Genomic DNA, 18,917 nt, shown 5'->3' with positions numbered 1-18,917 from the left:
GCCTATGGTTTTCCGATGCGCAGATTGCGGATGCGCAAATGGCTCTTGGTGGTGCGCAGCGCGAACCAGCCGCGCCGATAGGGTTTCGCATCGTCGAGCGCGAAGATCCGCCGCCCGTCGCGCTCGACTGCGATGTGCCGCCCGTCGGCGATCAGCCGGACATGCGTCCAGCGATTGGCGACCAACAAATTCTCCGCGCCGACAAGGTCGTGCCCCGGCAGCAGCGGCCGGTTGCCGGGCTCGCCGACATAGCGGCGGAAGCGCGTCGTAGTGTTCCGGTTGCCGCCGATCCCGACATAATAGGTCTGCAAATCATCATATTGGGCGAACGCGCCCGAGCGCTTCCTGGCGAACACCGATCCGCCGCGCACGCGCGAGTCGCGCGCCATCCAGAACGCATTGAGGTCGCTCACCGCGTCGTTCGCGCCGCCCTCGGCCACCGCCAGCGCGTCGAACTCGATCGCCACCGGCCCGCGCAGTTCCCGCGCGTACCAGAGCGACAGCCCCGCCGGCGCCTCCACATCGATCGCTTCGCCGAAGCTGACGAACGCCGCCTGCTCGGCCTCGATCCGCCAATTCGCCGCAGCGGTAGTCGTCGCCGGCCGCGCACCATCCGCGCAGCCCGCGGCCACCACGCACAGAGCGATCGCCGCGAGGCGCAGCGCCCTGCCCTTATGTCCGGCCGGATTCAACATGGTCCGGCCCGATCTGCATCACAGCTTCCACTGCATCCCGACGAAGATGCGCTGGCCCGGATAGTTGTATTCGATCGGGCGCGCGGCATCGATATAGGTCTGGCTATATTCCTTGCCGAGGTTGAGCGCCTCGACCCAGACGCTGTATTTGTCGGTCAGGCGGAACATCACCTTGGCGTCGATGAAGGACTCGCCCTTCCTGAAGATCGGATTGTTGCCGAAATTGGCGTCGGACGCCTTGTCGAGCCAGGCGCTGCGCCGGTTGTACGAGATGCGGGCATTGAGGAAGCCCTTATCGTAGAACAGGCTGCCATTGTACGTGTACTTGGACAGGCCCGGATAGCCGTCGAGCGGCGCGCCGGTCGACTGGTTGGTCAGTCCCGAATTGAGCACCCGCGCATAAGTAAAGTTGGCGCTCGCGCCGAACCCGTCGAGCACGCCCGGCAGGAAGCTGAACACGGTCTGCGCGCTCGCCTCGAACCCGTCGAGCTTGGCGCCGAAGCCGTTGACCGACTGGCGCACGGTGTACGTCGTGCCGTCATGATAGAGATCGACCCCGGAGCGCGTCACGTTGGGAACGATGAAGCTTTTGATGTTCTTGTAGTAATAGCCCAGGCTGATCAGCGTGTCCGGGTTGGGATACCAGGACGCGTTCACGTCGAACTGGTCGGCGCGATAAGGCTGGAGATCGGGATTGCCCGCGGTGCAGGTGTCGTCGACGCCGATCGCGTCGAGCGTATCGATCGTGCAGTTGATCGCCGGCGCGAGATCGGCTGGCTTGGGCCGCGCCATGTTCTTGGCGAAGGTGGTGCGGACGAACAGGTTGGGCACCACCTCGAGGTTGAGGTTCACCGCCGGCAGCCAGTCCTCATAGCGGTTCTGAATCGCAATTTCCTGCGTGTAGGTCTGCACCGTCTCGGTCACCGCGGGGATGCCGTTGACGCCAGTACCGGGGCGAATGCGGACTTCGTTGCGACGGTTCGATCCGGTCGTGCTGTCGCGCGTCTTGGTATAGCGTACGCCGAAATTGCCGGTCAGCTTCATGTCCCAGAACAGGGGCTGCTCGAAATTGAACTTGAGATAGGCCGAGGCGATCTGCTCGTCGACCACATAGGCCGGGATCTGCGGCAGCCCATTGGCCTCGCGCACCAGGTTCTGGTTGAACCGCGACAGATCGAAATAGCGCGCAAGGTCCGCCGAGAATTCGGGAAAGGCCAGCGCGCTCGGCGCGCCGCTCGGCGCGCCCTGCAGCCCGGAGAATAGCGACGCCCCGCCGGTGGTCCGGCCGGCCTGGGCGAGGAACGCCTGATATTGTGCCTGCGTCCAATAATAGGTGTCCGCCGCCGGGCCGCTCGCGGGCACCGCGCCGATCACCGTGTTGTAGCTGACATTGGCGCTGCTCTGGAATACCGCCGGCGAGCCCGCAATGCCCGCCGCGGGCACTGCCGTCACCGCTGCCTGCAGCAGCCGCCCGCCGCCGCCGGTATAGCTGTAATAATTCTGGTCGCGGAACTGGCCGCCCCATTCCACGGTGGTGAACGGACCCCAGTGGAGGTCGTAGTCCATGTCGAGCTGCGCCATCTTTTCGCTCGAACCCGCATCCTGCGGGCGATATTGCACCACCGGCCCGGACTGGACGAGGGGCACGCCGTTCGCCCCGGCGCGCGCGACGCCATAGTCGGTCGCGTCGGCAGGATCGAAGCTCGACGGGAAGCCGAACACCGGCAGCCCGAGCTCGTTGCGGCGATCGACGGTGACTCCGCCCACGCCGGTGCTAATCGAGACGAGATTGGTGTTGTTGATCAGGTTCGCCTTGGAATAGGCGCCGAGCCCGCGCACCTTGAGGCGGTCGAGATCCCAGTCGAACCCCGCCTGGTAATATTGGGTGAACTGGTCGTAATCGAAATTGCGGCGCTGGACGCCCACGATGTTGTTCGCGCCGGTCAGCGTGGTGCCGGCGAGCACGCCGTTGTTCGCCAGCGTCGAACTGGTGACGACATGGTCCTCGATCGTGAACGTGCCGTTGGTGACGCGCGGGCGCGAGGTCCCGCCGGCAGCGTTGGCGGCCAGCGCCGGATCGACATTGTAGCGCTCGAAACGATCGGCATTGATCGAGTAATTGATATCCAGCAGCTGCTGCCGGCGCTTGTTGAGCTGGCCCTGCACCCAGAAGTTGAAATTGTCGGTCGGGCGAAACTGCGCCTGGATATCGACCGAGGTACGGTAGTCGCGCCGCTCTTGCGTGCGATAACGGTAGATCGTCGGCGCCCAATCGAAGAACTGCGTCTCGCAGGCAAGGCGATTGGCCGTGGCGGTCGCCGCGGTCGCACCGGTGGTGCCCGCGCAGCTCTCATAGGTGGCAAAATTGGCGTAGTTCGGATCGGCGATCGTCTTCTCGCTCGAGCGGTCGAAATCTGCGATGCGGCCCCAGTTGGTGTTCGACGCGAAGTCCGAGCGCGTATCGACCGCGCTGTGCGTCACGTTGACGATGAAGCCGAAGCGGCCGTCGAGCAGGTCGCCGCGCCCCGCAAGGAAATTGAGCCGCGGCTGCCAGGTCTCCTTCAGATCGTGATGCTGGCCCTCGGCCTTGACGCTGAAGATCGGGTCCTTGAGGTCGAGCGGGCGCCGCGTCTCGACCGAGACGGTGCCGCCGATGCCGCCCTCGGGCAGATCGACCATATAGCCCTTGTAGACGTCGATCGACTTGACGAGCTCGACCGCGAGTTCACGGAAATCGCCGCTGCGCTCGCCGAGCGCGCTCTGCTGGCTGACGCCGTTGATCTGAACGCGGTTGAGATCGGGCTCGACGCCGCGGATCGACACCTTGTTGCCCTCGCCCAGGTCGCGGCTGAGCTGGACGCCGGTGATGCGGCTGAGCGCCTCGCCGACATTCTTGTCGGGGAAGCTGGCGATGTCGTCGGCGACGATCGAATCGACGACGGTGCCCGAATTCTTCTTGCGGCCGATCGCCGACTGGAGGCTGGCGCGCGTGCCGGTGACGATCACGTGTCGGCATCGACGCCGCTGTCGTCCGGGGTGCCCTGGGTCTGCGATTCGGTGGTGGGGGCCGGATCGTCCGAAGGGGTGGTCTGCGCGCCGTCGGCGGCCTGCGCAAACGCGCTCGGCGAGAACATCGCCGCTGCCGCAACCGCGGCAAGCGAGACGCTGGAACGAACGACGCTGGAACACTTACGCATACTCTCTCCGACCCGTTGGCGGCCCCGGGCCGCGCACGCCGATTCATCGGCTGTACCGACTCGAATAGCAGCGTGGTTAGGGAATGGAAGCGAATTCACTATATGTGATAGTTATACTCACATAGTGAAACGAAATGGAAAGTTTGCTGCAAACGGCTTGCGGCACGGCGCAGGCGGTCGGACAGAGGCCGCATCACCTCGCGATCCAGCTGAACCTGTTTCAGGCATCGACTTGATCAGACATCGTCATCCCCGCGAGCGCGGAGACTCACTCAGGGACGTGCCCAAGGCACCCCCCGGTTTTTGTTCACGCGAGCGAAATGGTCCCGCGCTTCCGCGAAGATGACGGCTGGGAATGTACGTCCTTCAGCTTCGAATGAATCGTCGGGCTAGCGCTTTCCCGCCGTGCCCGGCTTGCGCAGCTTGAGGAATTCGGACCCGGCCTTCCACGCCGGCCAGTCGCCCGACCGGGCGAGTTCGCCGCCGATCGTGCCGACCAGCGCGATGTCCTGGAGCGCACCGTCGAGGTTCCAGTCCGGGCTCCAGTGGTCGCACGCCTGGTGATAGCACGCGCCGGTATAGGCATCGATCCACGCCTGCCCCGCCGCGATGCCGCCCTGCTTGAGGTCCGATGCGCCGGCGATGCCCATCATCAGCAGCACCGGCACGCCGCGCTTGGCGAACGAGAAATGGTCGGCACGGTAGAATAGCCCGCGCTCGGGCAGGCTTTCGGGGGTCATTCGCCGGCCCTGCGTCGCCGCGACGCGCGCCATGTCGTCTTCGAGCGTGTTCTGACCCTTGCCGACCAGCACGACATCGTTGGCGAAGCCGGCGGTCTGGAGGATGTCGAGCGTCAGATTGGCGACGGTCTTTTCGAGCGGGAAGACCGGGTTCGTCGCATAATATTCCGATCCCAGCAGTCCGCGCTCTTCCGCGGTCCACGCCGCGAACACGACGCTGCGCGCCGGCGCAGGCCCCGCCTTGAGGCCGCGCGCAATCTCGAGCAGCCCGGCGACGCCGAGCGCGTCGTCATTGGCGCCCGCGCGATAGACTCGCCCCTGCGCGTCGGGCTTGCCCTCGCCGTACGCATCCCAATGCGCGCCGAACATCACGACTTCGTCTGCGCGGCTGGTGCCGGGGATGCGTGCGAGGACGTTGTTGCTCGTGACGACCTGATGCGAGACCGGCAGCTCGGCCTGAAATCTGACGCCCTTTAGTTCGACCGGCTTGAAACCTGGCGACCGCGCCGCGGTCGTCAGCGCATCCAAGTCGAGCACGGCCGATGCGAACAGCCGCTTCGCCGCGGCGCCGGACAGCCAGCCCTGCAATCGCACGCTGGTCAGGTCGGCGGGCTTGCGCACGATGTCGTAATTTTCGCCGCCCGGGCTGATCACGACGTTCCAGCCATAGCCGGCGCCCGCGGTATCGTGGACGATCAGCGCGCCGACCGCGCCGCGCCGCGCCGCTTCCTCGAACTTGTAGGTCCAGCGGCCATAATAGGTCATCGTCCGGTCGCCGAACTTGCCCGCGGCGGGCTCGCCCGGCGCAGCGTGGAAGTCGGGATCGTTGACGAGGAAGACCAGGACCTTGCCGCGGACGTCCACGCCCTTGAAGTCATCCCATTGCCGTTCGGGCGCGTGGACGCCGTAGCCGACGAACACCAGCGGCGCATCGATCCGCGCCGCATCGTCGGGCCGAATCGTCGAGATATAGATATCCTCGCCGGACTTGAGCGGCGTTGTCCCTTTGGCGCCCTGGAAAGCGAGCTGCCGCGGCGCCCCGAGCTGGGTATGGAGCAACGGCACCGGCTGCACCCAGCCGCCATTAGGCCCCGCAGGCTCGAGCCCGAGCGCCTGGAAGCGCGCGACCAGATATTCGATCGTCTTCTGCTCCGCCGGCGATCCCGGCGCGCGCCCCTCGAACGCGTCGGAGGCGAGCGTCCGCACGGTCTCGGTCAGTCGGTCGGCGGCGCCGGATTGCTGCGCGGCCGCAGGCGAGGCCCCGGCGCAGAGCGCCAGGGCGAGGAGCAAAGCTCGAGTCATGAGGAGACGGCTAAGCAGGTCGGCGGCTGGTAACAACTTGATTCTGCGTGGCCGCCCCTCGGCTCAGTGAAACGAAGGCGGCGGGGCGGCGATGCCCCAGCTTTGGTCGGGCTGCGTCGCCAGCGTGAAATCGAGCGCCCCCCCGTGCGCGACGAAATCGGCAGGCAGCCACGCGCGATCGCTCGCCCCCCCGTTCACGCGCAGCGACTGGACGAAGGGCGCGTCGGCCGCAGCGCCCTCGGCGCGGATCGTGATCCGCCCACCCGGCCGCTCGATCGTCGCACTCGGGAAGAGCGGGCTGCCCAGCACCAGTTCGGCCCGCCCCGGATAGACCGGGTAGAGCCCGAGCGCCGACCAGACATACCAGGACGACATCTGCCCGAGATCGTCATTCCCCGAAATGCCCTGCGGCGTGTTGGTCCAGATCCGGCGCATCGCCGCGCGCACCGTCTCCTGCGTCTTCCACGGCTGGCCGACGAACAGATACAGCCAGGGAGAGGCGATCGACGGCTCATTGTCCATCTCGGCGTGGAGCGGCCCCGATTTGGTCACCGCCCAGCCGCCGTCGGGCGTGCGGAAGAAGGCGTCGAGCCGGCGCGCGGCGGCGTCGCGGCCGCCCAGCGCTTCGATCAGCCCGGCCGGATCGAACGGCACCATCCACAGATATTGCGCGCCGCTCCCCTCGACGAATTCCTCGTCGGACGCGGGATCGAAGGCCGGCCAGCTGCCATCGGCCTTGCGCGGCTGGGTATAGCCGCCCTCGGCAGTCGCCTTGGGGTTGAACAGATTGCGCCACCAGCCCGAGCGCGCGCGGAACGTCCGCGCGCCGGCCCTGTCGCCGGCATGGCGGGCAAGCTCGCTCAGCCCGAAATCGGCCGCAGCCATCTCGAGCGTGTCGGAAGCGCTGCCCCAGCCCGGCGCGCCGACCGGCATGTAGTGCAGCCGCAGCCACTGATCGAGCCCCGGCCGCTGCCCCGTGCACAGCACCGGGCACCCCTTGCGATCGAGATCCTTGGCGGTCGCCACCGTCGCCGCGCGCTTGAGCGAGGCATAAGCGCGCTTGAGGTCGAAGCCGCGCCCGCCGAACGCATAGATCGCCGCGAGCGACGGCGGCGACGGGTCGCCGTTCATCACGCTCGTCGGCCCGGTGAGGTGCGTCCAGCGATCCCACACCCCGTCATTCTGCTCGGCCTGGTTGAGCAGCGACTGCGCGATGTCCGAGCCGCGCCGGGGATCGAGCAGGGTCACCAATTGCAGCTGCGAGCGATAGACGTCCCAGCCCGAATAATTGGCATATTGCGCGCTCTGGCGCGGCGCGAGCCGATGCGTCTTGCCGTCGAAGCCGCGATACCGCCCGTCCGCATCGCTGGTGAGATTGGGCGTCATCAGCGCATGATAGAGCGCGGTGTAGAACACCGTCCGGTCGTCGCGCGCGCCGCCGTCGATGCGGATCTGGCCGAGCGCCCGGTTCCACGCCGCGCGGCCCGCCGCCTGCGTCGCCTCGAGGCTGGTGCCCGCCGGGCTCTCGCGCTCGAGATTCGCCCGCGCGCCCGCCGCATCTACATAAGAGATGCCGATGCGGACATTCACCACCGGGCTGCGCTTCGAATCGAACGCGATCCACCCGCCGGCGCCCTTGCCCGCGGGCGGGTGGCCGCGCGTGCCATAGCCGGTCCCGCCCGATCCGGTCGCGGCACCGGGCGTCACCGTGTCGTCGCGCCAGGTCCCGCCGGTCTCGAACGGCTGGTCGAACACCGCGACGAAGTGCAGCGTGTAGTAGCTCTCGCGGCGATCCTCGGCGAGATAGCCGCAGAAATTGCCGCTGGTCACCGATCCGCTGACCGTGCGCGTCGCCGAATCGATCCGGATCGCCGAATCGCTGCTGCCGACTTCGCTGTCCGAGGTGCGGAACAACAGGTTTGCGGGCCTGTCCGCGGGAAAAGCGAAGCGGCCCACCGCGGTGCGCTCGGTCGCGCCGAGCTCGGCCTTGACGCCATTGTCGAGCGTCAGCGCATATTCGCCCGGCCGCGCGCTTTCCTTGGCATGGTCGAGCAAGCTGGCATAGGTCATCCCCGCCTCGACCGAGGCCGGCGAAACTTCGACCGATGTCGTCACCGGCATGATCGGAATGTCACCGCTCGCGCCGGTGCAGCCGGTCCCGTTCACATGCGTCAGGCTGAACCCGCGAACTCCGTTCGCGCGCCATTCATAGCCGCCCGGCGCCGCGATCGGGAAGCGCTTGCCCGGCAGCGGCGTCAGCTCGGGACTGAACGCGACCATCCCGAACGGCATGGTCACGCCGGGGAAGACGTTGCCGCCATTGGTCGTACCGATGAACGGATTGACCTCGGCCACCGGATCGACCGCCGCGTCGATGGCGGCACGCCCGGCAGTCCCGGCGACGATCGCGAGACAGGCAGCGGCAACTCCGTAGCGGATCATGATACCCCCGACGCCGATTAATCCAATTTGCTTTGCTAAAGTCGGATGGGGGGCCGGGTCAACTGCACGCGTAATCGGCCGGCGCGCAAATGGCGGCTGCAGTCCGATTCAGGACGCCCTTAGGCCTGTCGATGAGAAGATGGTGGACAGGGCTGGATTCGAACCAGCGTACGGGAAACCCGGGCAGATTTACAGTCTGCTGCCTTTAACCACTCGGCCACCTGTCCATGGTGCCGCCTGAAGCGAGGGCGGTCCAATGCCGAAGCGACCCCGCGCTGTCAACGCCTTGCGCGCAGACCGCGCGCCGCATAGCGTCGCGCGCATCCCTCCAATCCGCAGGAGCCCCATGCGCACAGCCGCCGCCATTGCCGCCATTGCCGTTCTCGCGTCTCCGCTCGGCGCCCAATCGGTCGACCGCAGCGAGGTCGGGCGCATCCTCGACGAAGGCATGAATCGCTCCGAAGTGATGCTGACCGTCGAGCATCTGACCGACCATATCGGCCCGCGCCTCACCAATTCGCCGGGCATGCGCGCCGCCGAGGACTGGACCGCGTCGAAGTTCCGCGCCTGGGGGCTCAGGAACGTCCACAAGGAAGGCTTTGATTTCGGCCGCGGCTGGTGGATCGAGCGGTCGAGCGCGCAGATGGTCAGCCCGCGCCCGATCGCATTGACCGCGATCCCGATCGCCTGGACCCCGGCGACGCCGGGCAAGATCAGCGCGCCCATCGTGGTTGCGCCGATGAGCGAGGAGCGCCATTTCGCGCTCTACCGCGGCAAGCTCGCCGGCAAGATCGTCCTGATCACCTTGCCCAATGACGGTTCAGAGCCGGGCGATCCCGCCTTCCGGCGCTACAATAGTGACGAGCTCGCCAAGCTCGACGCCTATGACCAGCCGACCTACGATCCCGCGGCGAGCGACCGCCGGATGAAGCGGCTCGATTATTCGGCGAAGCTCGATGCCTTCCTCAAGGCCGAGGGCGCGGTCGCCTATGCCACGATGTCAGCGCGCGACGGCAAGCTCGTCCACGGCAGCGGCTATCTGTTCGGCGCGGGCGAGACCCAGCAGGTCCCCGGAGTCGAGATCGCCGCCGAGGATTATCGCCGCCTCGCCCGGCTCGCCAAGCTTGGCCCGGCGCCGGTGGTCGAGCTCGAGAATGTCGTCCATTTCGTCGACACCGACACCCAGGCGTACAACATTTTCGCCGACATCCCCGGCAGCGATCCCTCGGGCGCCTATGTCATGGCCGGCGGCCATCTCGATTCCTGGGTCGCGGGCGACGGCGCGGTCGACAACGCCGCCGGCGTCGCGATGGTGATGGAAGCCGCGCGCATCCTCCAGGCGATGGGCGTCAAGCCAAAGCGCACGATTCGCTTCGCGCTATGGGCGGGCGAAGAACAGGGCCTGCTCGGCTCGATGGCCTATGTCGAGCAGCATATCGCGACGCGTGCCCGCAAACCCGGCAGCCCTGCGACCGGGCTCGCGCGCTTCTATGGCTGGGCCAATCGCTGGCCGATCACCCGCCAGCCGGGCTATGACAAGCTCGCCGCCTATTTCAATCTCGACAACGGCTCGGGCAAGATCCGCGGCATCTATGCCGAGAACAATCCCGCGGTGGTGCCGACCTTCCGCGACTGGTTCGCGCCGTTCGGCTCGATGGGCGCGAACACCGTCGCGATCCGCGGCACCGGCGGCACCGACCACGTGTTCTTCTCGGCGGTGGGCATCCCGGCGTTCCAGTTCATCCAGGATCCGCTCGATTATGGCAGCCGGCTCCACCACACCAGCATCGACACCTTCGATCACATCAAGGCGGCCGATATGCGCCAGGGCGCGGTGATCCTCGCGAGCTTCCTGCTCAATGCCGCCAATGCCGACAAGCCCTTGCCGCGCAAGCCCTTCCCCACCGAGCCGAAGGTGACCGACCCGTTCGCCTACCCCAATCCGGATGACCTCGACTGATGGCACGCAAAGGACACCGCCCGAGCAAGGCGCCGGCATCGCGGCCGCGCTTCTATGGCCGCCACGCGGTGCTTGCCGCGCTCGACAATTCCGAGCGCACCGTGCGGAAAATCTGGGGGACGCACGAGGCGCTCGCCGGGCTCGACATCCCGACGTCGATCCCGATCACCTTCGCCAATGCCGCCGATCTCGGGCGGCTGGTGCCGGGCGACGCGCCGCACCAGGGGCTCGTCGCCGAAGTCGATCCGCTCGAGGAGATCTGGCTCGGCGATCTGCTCGCCCAGGGCGAAGGCGACCAGCGGCCGCTGGTGATCCTCGATCAGGTCACCGATCCGCACAATGTCGGCGCGGTGCTGCGCTCGGCGGCGGCGTTCGACGCACTCGGCATCGTCACCCAGGACCGCCACGCCCCGCCCGAATCGGGGGCGCTGGCGCGCGCCGCCTCGGGGACGCTGGAGAGCGTGCCCTGGGTGCGCGTGGTCAATCTCGCCCGCGCGCTCGAGGAGATTGCCGAAGCGGGGTTCTGGCGGATCGGGCTCACCGGCCATGCCGAGGGAACGCTCGCACAAGTGATGGGCAGCCAGGCGCGCATCGCACTCGTGCTCGGCGCCGAGGGCGAAGGCATGCGCCAGAACACCGAAGCGCATTGCGATCAGCTCGCCAAGCTGCCGATCTCGGACAAGGTCGAAAGCCTCAATGTCTCGAACGCGGCCGCCGTGGCGCTCTACGCGATCGCGGCGCGGGGGTGAACGCGCGAGCCCCAGCTCCTCCGAAATGGGCCAGTCGCCACTGTCATCGCTCGCATCGCTGCGCCTAGCATGACGGGCGGGAGGATGCTGCATGGCCGAGACGTTGATGCGGGATGGTGGGAAGATGGCCCCGGTGCCGACGCAGGATATCGCTCGGGCGCCCTCGGCGCTGCATGTGCAACTCAACCGACGAACGGTCCCGCTGCAGCGCATGGCCACGCGCCTGTCGGCGCGCGCCGCCACACCGCCGGTCCAACGCAACGCGCGCACGGACGCGGTCGTGCAATTGATGCGCCCGCAGGTGTACGACGTGAACCGACTGTTCCAGGTCTATTATCCCGGCCCCTTCTCTGGGCCGATCATCGCCACCTATAACGGTACCGACGATGACGAGAACTATCGGTTCACTACCACGCATGGGCGCCCGATCGTAGTCACCGAGGATCGGATCATCGGCTATCGCCCGACCGTCGGTGGCATGCATCCGCCAGGGCAGATTCGCCCGCCCGAAGAGAATGTCAACGGCCGCACCCAGGTGCTGCTGTCCGAAGCCGATCTTTCAGGCGCGATGGCGCGCCAGCGCCAAGACCCCAGCATCGTCGATCGGATGGTGGTCACCACCTTCGAGCAGGCACCCAACTATGCCAGCTATGCGCAGAACCGGCGCGACCTGGAGGTGCAGGGCGTCCCGATCCTCAACAACATGAACATCGGCGACACCCGTGGAACGGCAGAACGCCTTTCCGGTGTAGGACCGAACGCTAATCTGCATTTCCAGATGCCGCGGGTGCCGCAGGGAACCAAAGGCTATTCGACGCCGCAGCTAATTCACGACACGTTGCGCCTGCCGTCAATGATGCAACGCGACGACGTATCGGTAAGCATCACCGCGCCCGATCCGTCCGGCTATGCGAAGCCGGGCACTCACAATACCTTCTATCGCTTGGAAAATGGCGGCGCGGTCAAAGGAACAGGCATGACCCAGACCAGCGCTGGCCCGCCCTCGGACGACGAGATGGAGGACTATGGCTATTCACATCGCCAAACGACCAAGGACGCGTCCACCGCGGTCGCCGAAAAGCGCAAAAAGTACAAGTTCGTCTCGTCGAAGACCGAGCATGCTGATTTTCACAAGCCGGACGTCAATAAACGCGATGAGGATGAAGATAGGGGCGGCGGCGGTGGTTGGGGCGCGACGAGCACGACCGAGCCAATAGTGATGACTCACTAGCCAGCGAAGGCGGCGCTCAGTCCTCGGCCGCGATCGTCACCCGCAGCCCGTCGAGCGCCTCGGTGAACTGGACCTGGCACGACAGCCGCGAGCGTGCGTCGCGATCGGGCGAGCTGTCGAGCAGATCGTTCTCGTCTTCGCTCATCGGCGGCAGTTTGGCCGCAAATTCCGGGTCGACATGGACATGGCAGGTCGCGCAACTGCAGCAGCCGCCGCAGATCGCGAGCAGCTCGTCGAAGCCATTGTCGCGGATCACTTCCATCACGCTGAGCCCCGCCTCGCCCATGACTTCGCGTTCTTCCCCTTCCCTGGTGACGACGATAAGCTTGGGCATGCAATTCTCCTTGGTCGGCCCTTCCCATGCCGTCGAAGCCCCCCGGTTTCAAGGATGTCGGCCATGGGCCTGAGCGAAATCCAGCTCCGCGAGTCGGTCGATGCGCTCGTCCGGATCGAGCCCGCCTTCGCTGCGGCGCTGGAGCGCGCCGGCTATCCCCCGCCGCGCATCCGCGACCGCGGCTACGAGACCTTGCTGCGCACGATCGTCGGCCAGCAGGTCAGCGTCGCCGCGGCGCAGTCGATCTGGAACAAGCTCGCCGCCGGGCTCGGCGACCTGACCGACCCGGGCACCGTCGCCCGCGCAACCGACGACCAGCTCCGCGCCGCCGGCCTGTCGCGCCAAAAGGCGGCTTACGCCCGCAGCCTCGCCGAGGAAGTGACGAGCGGACGGCTGGACCTCGCGAATCTGCCAGAGGATGACGAAGAAGCGATCGCCGCGCTCACGGCGATCAAGGGAATCGGCCGCTGGTCCGCCGAGATCTACCTGCTGTTCGCCGAGGGGCGCCCCGACATCTGGCCGGCGGGGGATCTTGCGGTCCAGATCGAGATCGGCCGCATCCTCGGTCATGCCGGGCGCCCGTCGGAGAAGAAGCTGCGCGAATGGTCGCTGCCCTGGAGCCCCTATCGCGGCGCCGCGGCGATCTTCGCCTGGCACCACTACAAGATCGACATGGAGGTGATTTGAGAGTGATAAATTGGGTTAGGTCGCCCCCAGCCCCACCGCCAGCGCCCCCAGCGGCCCGGCCATCGCGCCCAGCCCCGGCGGCCCGAGCCGCGCGTCGAGTTCCCCGGCATAGCCCGCCAGCGAGCCGTACCCGCTTAAGCTCCCCGCCAGCCGTGCCCGCAGCCGCGGAAACAGATGCGCGCGCTTGGCGATCACCCCGCCGCCGATCGCGATCCGCTCGGGCGCGGCGACGGTCACGAGATTGTGCAGCAGCGCTCCGAGATCGTGGACGAACAGGTCCCATTCGGGCCCGTCGATCGGCAGTTCGTGCCCCGGCCGCCCGAAGCGCGCGGCGAGCGCCGGCCCCGAGATCAGTCCCTCGACGCAATCGCCATGGAAGCGGCACCAGCCAGGGTAATTGTCCCCCACCGCGCGCGGCACCCGCATATGCCCGGCCTCGCCATGCGCAACGCCCTGCACCGGCCGTCCGCCGGCGACCAGCCCGACCCCCACGCCGGTGCCGACGGTAATATAGGCATGCGTCGCCAGTCCCTGCGCCGCGCCCCAGCGCGCCTCGGCCAATGCGGCGCCGTTGACGTCGGTCTGGAAGCCGATCGGCTTGGCGTAGCGCCGCTCGAGCCGGCGGACGATATCGGTCCCGCTCCACCCCGGCTTGGTCGTCGCAGTGACCGCGCCATAATCCGGTGCACCGGTGTCAAGCTGGAGCGGGCCGAAGCTGGCGACGCCGATCGCATCGAAGCTCCAGTCGTCGAGCACCGCCTCGATCTCGGCCAGGGTGGTGACGGGATCGGTGGTCGGCACCGTCCGCTGTTCGCGGACATCGTCCGGGCCGGTACCGAGCAGAGCGATGCATTTGGTCCCGCCGAGTTCGAGCCCAGCGATCAGGGGTGTCGTTACGCGCATGCGCCCCCGCTAGCCCAGCCGGCCGCAGCGGAAAAGCCGCGAAGACAATATCCGAGCCGGTGCGGACCGCAAAAATCGCTGCCGTCAGCGACTCGGCAGGGATCATCCGTAGGTCACCACCAGCCTCTCGGCGAACGGACCGTTTTTGCTCAACCGGCCTTCCTTGCCCGCCGCGCGGCGCAGATTGGGCTGCTTGAGCAACGGCTTGAGCATCAGGTGCAGTGTCGCATAGTTGATGTGGCGACCGAAGCATTCGTGCAACCCGTAGCCGAAATGCATGTAATCGCTCGCCGGCCGGTTCGGATCGAACACGCGCGGATTGGCGACGCGGCGCGGGTCCATCATCGCCGAGGCGAAGGCGGCGAGCACCTGCGCCCCCGCGGGGATCGTCGCGGCGTGCGAGGTCCCCTTGCCCAGCGTCCAGTCGGTCAGCGCCACGCGCGGCAACCCCGGCGCGAGCGGATCGAAGCGCATCGCCTCGAGCACATAGCCGCGCAACCGCTCGTCATCGTCGGCGCGCGCCGCGGCACGCGCCTCGGCCAGCGCCTGCGGCCGCCGGAGCAATTGCTCCATCGCCTGCGGCACCACCATCGGCGGCTGCGGCGGCCCGCCGACGATGAACCCGGTCAGCGAAGTGCGGATGAAATCGTCGGTAAAAACCAGGTCGCCCGCCGCCTGCAACGCGAGACAGCGCGCCAGCACGTCGTCCTTGCCGGGCTCGATCCGGCGGCGGGCGATCTCGTTCTGGATGTGCAGCCGTAGCGCCGGCGCGATCTCGTCGACTTCCGCGCGGAGCGCCGGATCGTTGCCTTGGTCGACGAATTGAAACTCGAACAGCCGTGTCCCCCAGACGCGCAGATCCCCGCCCGGCGGATTGGGCACGCCGAGATAGTCGCCGAGCATCGTGAAGGTCACGCGCCGCACCAGCGTGTCGACCACGTCGATCCGTCCGCCGGCCCCGGCGACGATCGCCTCGCCCAGCGCCTCGGTCCGGGTAGCGAGCAAGGGCAGGTCGTCGGGCCGGACCACCTTGCGCATCGCACCGGTGTCACGGTGATATTGTTCGGTGTCCGCCATGCCGAGGAAGAAGGGCTGGCCGCCCATGATCACGTCGAGATGCGGCTTGTAGACCACGCCGAACACCGGATCGGTGGCGAACACCTCCCGTACATCGTCGTAGCGGGAGGTCAGGTAATTGTTGCCCAGCTTCATCACCGGCTTCCAGCGGCGCAAGAAGGTGAAGAAGCTCGGCATCAGCGCGAACACCATGCGCTGCATCCAGGCCTTGAACCCCTTGGGTCCGGGGCGGAGCACGTCGTGCGAGGTCAGCGCGCTCATAGCGATGCCAAATACCGGATCGCCGGCATGCTCGGCAGGAAGAAATATTCGCCGCCCGCCATCTGGACGAAGGTGTCGACTTCGATGATCCGCCGCAGCGGCTTTTCCGGGATGGTCAGCATTCCTTTGGGCCCGAGCAAGGGATCGACCTCGTCATAGAGGAAGGCGAAGTTCGGGTTGAGCATCCAGGTCTGCTGGACGAACTCGAACTGGCGGGTGATGTCGGTGTTGAGGCAGATGAACAGCAGCCCACGCTCCTTGCCGTCGTCCGTGCGCTTGTCGGGAATGTCGGGACCGTATTTGCGCCCGCGGCGCAGGATGCGGTGGTTGTTCGCCGCATCGAGCAGGGTCTGCTTGTCGTTCGGAGTCGGCGCGAGCCCGTCGCGCGGATTGCCGCGGCGGACATGGCTTCCCATCGGACAGCCATGGCCGAGCCTATCGCGATCGAAGAACAGGAAGTCGTTGTCCGGCTGGTCATATTTGTCGACCGGCAGCACCCCGGTCTTGCTGTGCGGGCAGAGCAGGTTGCCGTCGAGGTCGCGCCCGATCACGCGGCTGGCGATCCATTCGGCATCGATGTGCCCCGAATGCTCGGGATCGCGCCGGTTGATCCGCGCCGACGCGGCGTCCATCGAGTTCCAGAAGGCGGCGACGTCCTGCTTCAATTCGCGCACCACCATGTAGCTGCCGTCGAGCCCGAGGTCGAGGAAGCCTTCGCCGCGCGGATGCTCGGGAAGGCCCGCATCGCGTCCCGCCTTCGAATCGGCGACGACCGGCCCGAGCGCGATTTCGTGATGGCCGTTCTCGTGCCCCATCAGCACTTCGCCCAAGGGCACGCCGTTCCACGGATCCTTAGGATAATTCGCCCCGCCCTTCACCGTCACGACCTTGTCTTCGAACGGTGCCGGCTGCGACACGCCGTCGGCAAAGCCGAAATGCTCGCGCGCGATGCCGCGCTCGTCGGGACGCAGGTCGAGCGGTAAATCATGGACGATCTTGACGTTGTAGGGCGCCACCGCCTCGCCCACCGTCCGGCACCAGGCCTCGGCGGTCTCCTCGTCCTTTTCGTAGAGCAGCAGCAGCGCGTGGACGGTGATCGGCGTCTTGATCTCGGTCTCGACGACATTCTCCAGATCGTCGAAGGCATGCGCGTCGGCGCGCCCGCACGCGCTATTGTCGACAGGCGTGTTACCGCTCCATTTGGGCCCGCCGGGTATCACCGTCGACAGCCAGTCGTTCTCGCGGCGGTCGCCCAGTCGGCGCAGCCGGTCCTCCTGGAACATGCCTTCCTTGAACGGCCGGTCGAACGAAGCGAGCGTGCTCGCGTCGAGGCCCATTTTCCGAAGCCCCTCCCAACTCAACCCGATACCCGCGGCGCGATCGTCCTTTCCGTCGGCATCGGTGATCGGCGCCACCGCCAGCGCCGCCTTGAGCCAGTCGCCTCCGCCCTTCTTATGCGTCCCGTCCCAGCCGAATTCGAGGAACAGCGCGCGCCCGGTCGGCAGATTGGCGAAGCCGCTGACCACCATGCCCTGGGTCCGCGTGTCGTGCGGCGGGGCGAGCTTCCAGCTCGACGGTCCCTTCGGTGCGGCGCTCACAGGTCGTTGATCCACAAAGCGGCGTCCTTGTCCGAGAGAGTTCGCTTGCGCAGGCCCATCGCGATGCGGAAATTCCGCTCGATCTGCTCGGCGGTGAGGTTCTTATATGCCGAGTACCAGAAGCGGCTGACCGTCATCGAGTGGCGCGCCCATTCCTTGAACTGGCGCCCATGGCTGGCGCCGTCCTTGACGAGGAAACGGGTGGGTGGGAAGCCAACCCCGCAGCACCAGGCGAGCGTCAGCCCGGCATGCGCCTTCTCGATGAAGTCATCGAGATAGCTCTCCCAGGTCTGGTCGAAGTTCGAGAAGAACATCAGCCGCGACTTGTTGTTGACCATCGCCCAGTGCGCGAAGTGAATCGTCCGCATCGAGCCGAGATAGCCATTGCGCGCGACGATCCGCAGCACGAGCCCGAGCCCGCGGTGCCCCGCGCGGATCAGGATCATGCGGAGAATGCCCGGCTTGATCAGCACCACCGAGCCCATGTGGTTCTGCGGAATCCAGTCCTCGCGCCGCGCCATTTCGCGCAACATCATCGGATCGACCGGCGGCGCATCCTGCGACGCATCGCGGCGCTCGATCACGCGCAGCCACAGGACGATCCCCGCGACGACCACCGGCGCGCCGGCCAGTCCCCAGAGCAGCCAGATCACCATGCCGTGCCAGGCCGCGTCAAAGTTGCGTGCGGTCGCTAGCATCGACAGCGGCGTGCCGATTGCCACCGCGATCACCAGATACCCGGCGACGAACAGCAGCAAGGGGATCAACTGGCTGAAGAAGAATTTGAGGAAGCTGAACTTGGTCGCGACTTCGGTCCCGGGCAGCGCCACGCCGATCTTCTTGAGCAGCATCGCGATCCCGACGAACGCCACCACCAGCAGGATCAGATAGCGCTCCCACGGCATCGCCAGGCTGAGGATCAGCCCGGGAACCGACAGCACAAACACCGTGGCGACGATGAACAGGATCAGCCGCACCCAATCGGCGATATTGTCGGCCAGCGAGATCCGCGCCGGCGCCGGCTCGTCGAGCCACGCGAAGGTCGGGCGCACCGCCTCGCGCAGCTTGGCGTGAATCTGGCTCGGCGCGAGCACGCGATAGGGATTGGGCCCGTCGACATTGGCGCAGGCGAGTTCGAGGCGCGTCGCCTCGAAGAGCTTGTGCTCGGCGAGGATGCGGTCACGCGTCATCCCGCGATTGCCGTGATGGAATACAGTCGGGGTGAGCGAGCGCCGCTCGAGATAGGGCGCGATCGGCGCGCGTGCGTCCTTAGCGGTGATCGAATCGAACAGCGGCCCGTCATTGTCGAGCGGGGTCTTGCAGCACCGCAGCATCGCGCGCAGCTCGGGCCCGATCGCCGATTCGAGCTGCGCCCAGAATGGGCCTTTCTCGCCGTCGAAATTAGCCTCGATCACGAACAGCGGATCATAGTCGAAGCCGGGAAAGACGCTCAATGACATGAAGTGCACCGCCGGGACCCGCGTCAAAAAATCGGCGAAGGGCCCCTCGCCCCCGGACGGATTGGTGCTGCGCTTGTTGCGAAGCTTGTCGAGCAGCGACGACAAATGATCATAGCTCTCGGGCTTTACCTCGAGCGCCACGGACAAAGTGGTTTGCCGCATCTACATCCCCCTTACGCACCCGCGACCGCCGCCCCCGGCAGTTTACGAGTCGTAGGGGAATGTCACACAGTCATCGCCGCAAAGATAGGACAGAAGCGACTTCCCTACGCCGTACTCGA

Annotated in this window: 14 protein-coding genes and 1 tRNA gene; 4 read left to right on the top strand and 11 right to left on the bottom strand. The window is 66.7% G+C overall.

Annotated features, from left to right (window positions below; all coding sequences use genetic code 11):
* Positions 1-2: 2 nt before the first annotated feature.
* From AC3WJI_RS07705 to AC3WJI_RS07680, 6 genes are all read right to left on the bottom strand, one after another.
* Complete coding sequence (locus tag AC3WJI_RS07705) at positions 3-695, bottom strand: DUF6250 domain-containing protein (protein ID WP_492756677.1); 693 nt, start codon at positions 693-695, stop codon at positions 3-5.
* A gap of 18 nt (positions 696-713) precedes the next feature.
* A complete protein-coding gene (locus tag AC3WJI_RS07700; protein WP_492756676.1) occupies positions 714-3,701 on the bottom strand; it encodes a TonB-dependent receptor in 2,988 nt (995 codons plus the stop codon).
* Complete coding sequence (locus AC3WJI_RS07695) at positions 3,698-3,892, bottom strand: hypothetical protein (RefSeq protein WP_492756675.1); 195 nt, start codon at positions 3,890-3,892, stop codon at positions 3,698-3,700. Before AC3WJI_RS07695 ends, AC3WJI_RS07700 begins: the two co-directional genes overlap by 4 nt.
* A 389-nt stretch (positions 3,893-4,281) precedes the next feature.
* Positions 4,282-5,934 carry a M28 family metallopeptidase gene (locus tag AC3WJI_RS07690; protein WP_492756674.1) on the bottom strand — a complete coding sequence of 551 codons (1,653 nt, stop codon included), beginning with the start codon at positions 5,932-5,934 and terminating at the stop codon, positions 4,282-4,284.
* A 63-nt stretch (positions 5,935-5,997) separates the two neighbouring features.
* On the bottom strand, positions 5,998-8,376 hold the full coding sequence (locus AC3WJI_RS07685) for a GH92 family glycosyl hydrolase (RefSeq protein ID WP_492756673.1): 2,379 nt from the start codon (positions 8,374-8,376) through the stop codon (positions 5,998-6,000).
* 140 nt (positions 8,377-8,516) lie between these two features.
* Positions 8,517-8,603: transfer RNA gene (locus tag AC3WJI_RS07680), tRNA-Tyr, on the bottom strand.
* Between the two features lie 119 nt (positions 8,604-8,722).
* Here AC3WJI_RS07680 and AC3WJI_RS07675 point away from each other — a divergent pair.
* The 3 genes from AC3WJI_RS07675 (at position 8,723) to AC3WJI_RS07665 (ending at position 12,316) form a co-directional block, all read left to right on the top strand.
* A complete protein-coding gene (locus AC3WJI_RS07675; RefSeq protein WP_492756672.1) occupies positions 8,723-10,336 on the top strand; it encodes a M20/M25/M40 family metallo-hydrolase in 1,614 nt (537 codons plus the stop codon).
* Complete coding sequence (gene rlmB, locus AC3WJI_RS07670; RefSeq protein WP_492756671.1) at positions 10,336-11,085, top strand: 23S rRNA (guanosine(2251)-2'-O)-methyltransferase RlmB; 750 nt, start codon at positions 10,336-10,338, stop codon at positions 11,083-11,085. Before AC3WJI_RS07675 ends, rlmB begins: the two co-directional genes overlap by 1 nt.
* 91 nt (positions 11,086-11,176) lie before the next feature.
* The gene (locus AC3WJI_RS07665; RefSeq protein ID WP_492756670.1) at positions 11,177-12,316 is read left to right on the top strand and encodes a hypothetical protein; all 1,140 of its coding nucleotides are present in this window, start codon (positions 11,177-11,179) and stop codon (positions 12,314-12,316) included.
* 16 nt (positions 12,317-12,332) lie between these two features.
* Here the strand turns inward: AC3WJI_RS07665 and AC3WJI_RS07660 are convergent, their stop codons facing one another.
* Positions 12,333-12,650, bottom strand: coding sequence for a 2Fe-2S iron-sulfur cluster-binding protein (locus AC3WJI_RS07660; RefSeq protein ID WP_492756669.1), 318 nt, complete (start codon positions 12,648-12,650; stop codon positions 12,333-12,335).
* Positions 12,651-12,713: 63 nt separating this feature from the next.
* Between AC3WJI_RS07660 and AC3WJI_RS07655 the strand changes: the two genes are divergently transcribed.
* Entirely contained in the window at positions 12,714-13,337 is a 624-nt protein-coding gene (locus AC3WJI_RS07655) for a DNA-3-methyladenine glycosylase family protein (protein WP_492756668.1), read from the top strand.
* A 15-nt stretch (positions 13,338-13,352) separates the two neighbouring features.
* Here the strand turns inward: AC3WJI_RS07655 and AC3WJI_RS07650 are convergent, their stop codons facing one another.
* The 4 genes from AC3WJI_RS07650 to AC3WJI_RS07635 form a co-directional block, all read right to left on the bottom strand.
* On the bottom strand, positions 13,353-14,240 hold the full coding sequence (locus AC3WJI_RS07650) for an ROK family protein (RefSeq protein ID WP_492756667.1): 888 nt from the start codon (positions 14,238-14,240) through the stop codon (positions 13,353-13,355).
* Between the two features lie 102 nt (positions 14,241-14,342).
* The gene (locus AC3WJI_RS07645) at positions 14,343-15,578 is read right to left on the bottom strand and encodes a cytochrome P450 (protein ID WP_492756666.1); all 1,236 of its coding nucleotides are present in this window, start codon (positions 15,576-15,578) and stop codon (positions 14,343-14,345) included.
* A complete protein-coding gene (locus tag AC3WJI_RS07640; protein ID WP_492756665.1) occupies positions 15,575-17,176 on the bottom strand; it encodes a Dyp-type peroxidase in 1,602 nt (533 codons plus the stop codon). The genes AC3WJI_RS07645 and AC3WJI_RS07640 overlap by 4 nt, the downstream gene beginning before the upstream one ends.
* Entirely contained in the window at positions 17,173-18,798 is a 1,626-nt protein-coding gene (locus AC3WJI_RS07635; protein WP_492756664.1) for a hypothetical protein, read from the bottom strand. Before AC3WJI_RS07635 ends, AC3WJI_RS07640 begins: the two co-directional genes overlap by 4 nt.
* Between the last annotated feature and the right edge of the window lie 119 nt (positions 18,799-18,917).

It is taken from the genome of Sphingomonas sp. FW306-1B-B10E, from assembly GCF_058782005.1.
Note: the sequence above shows the minus strand (reverse complement) of the source record. Positions and strands in the feature narration are given on the sequence as shown.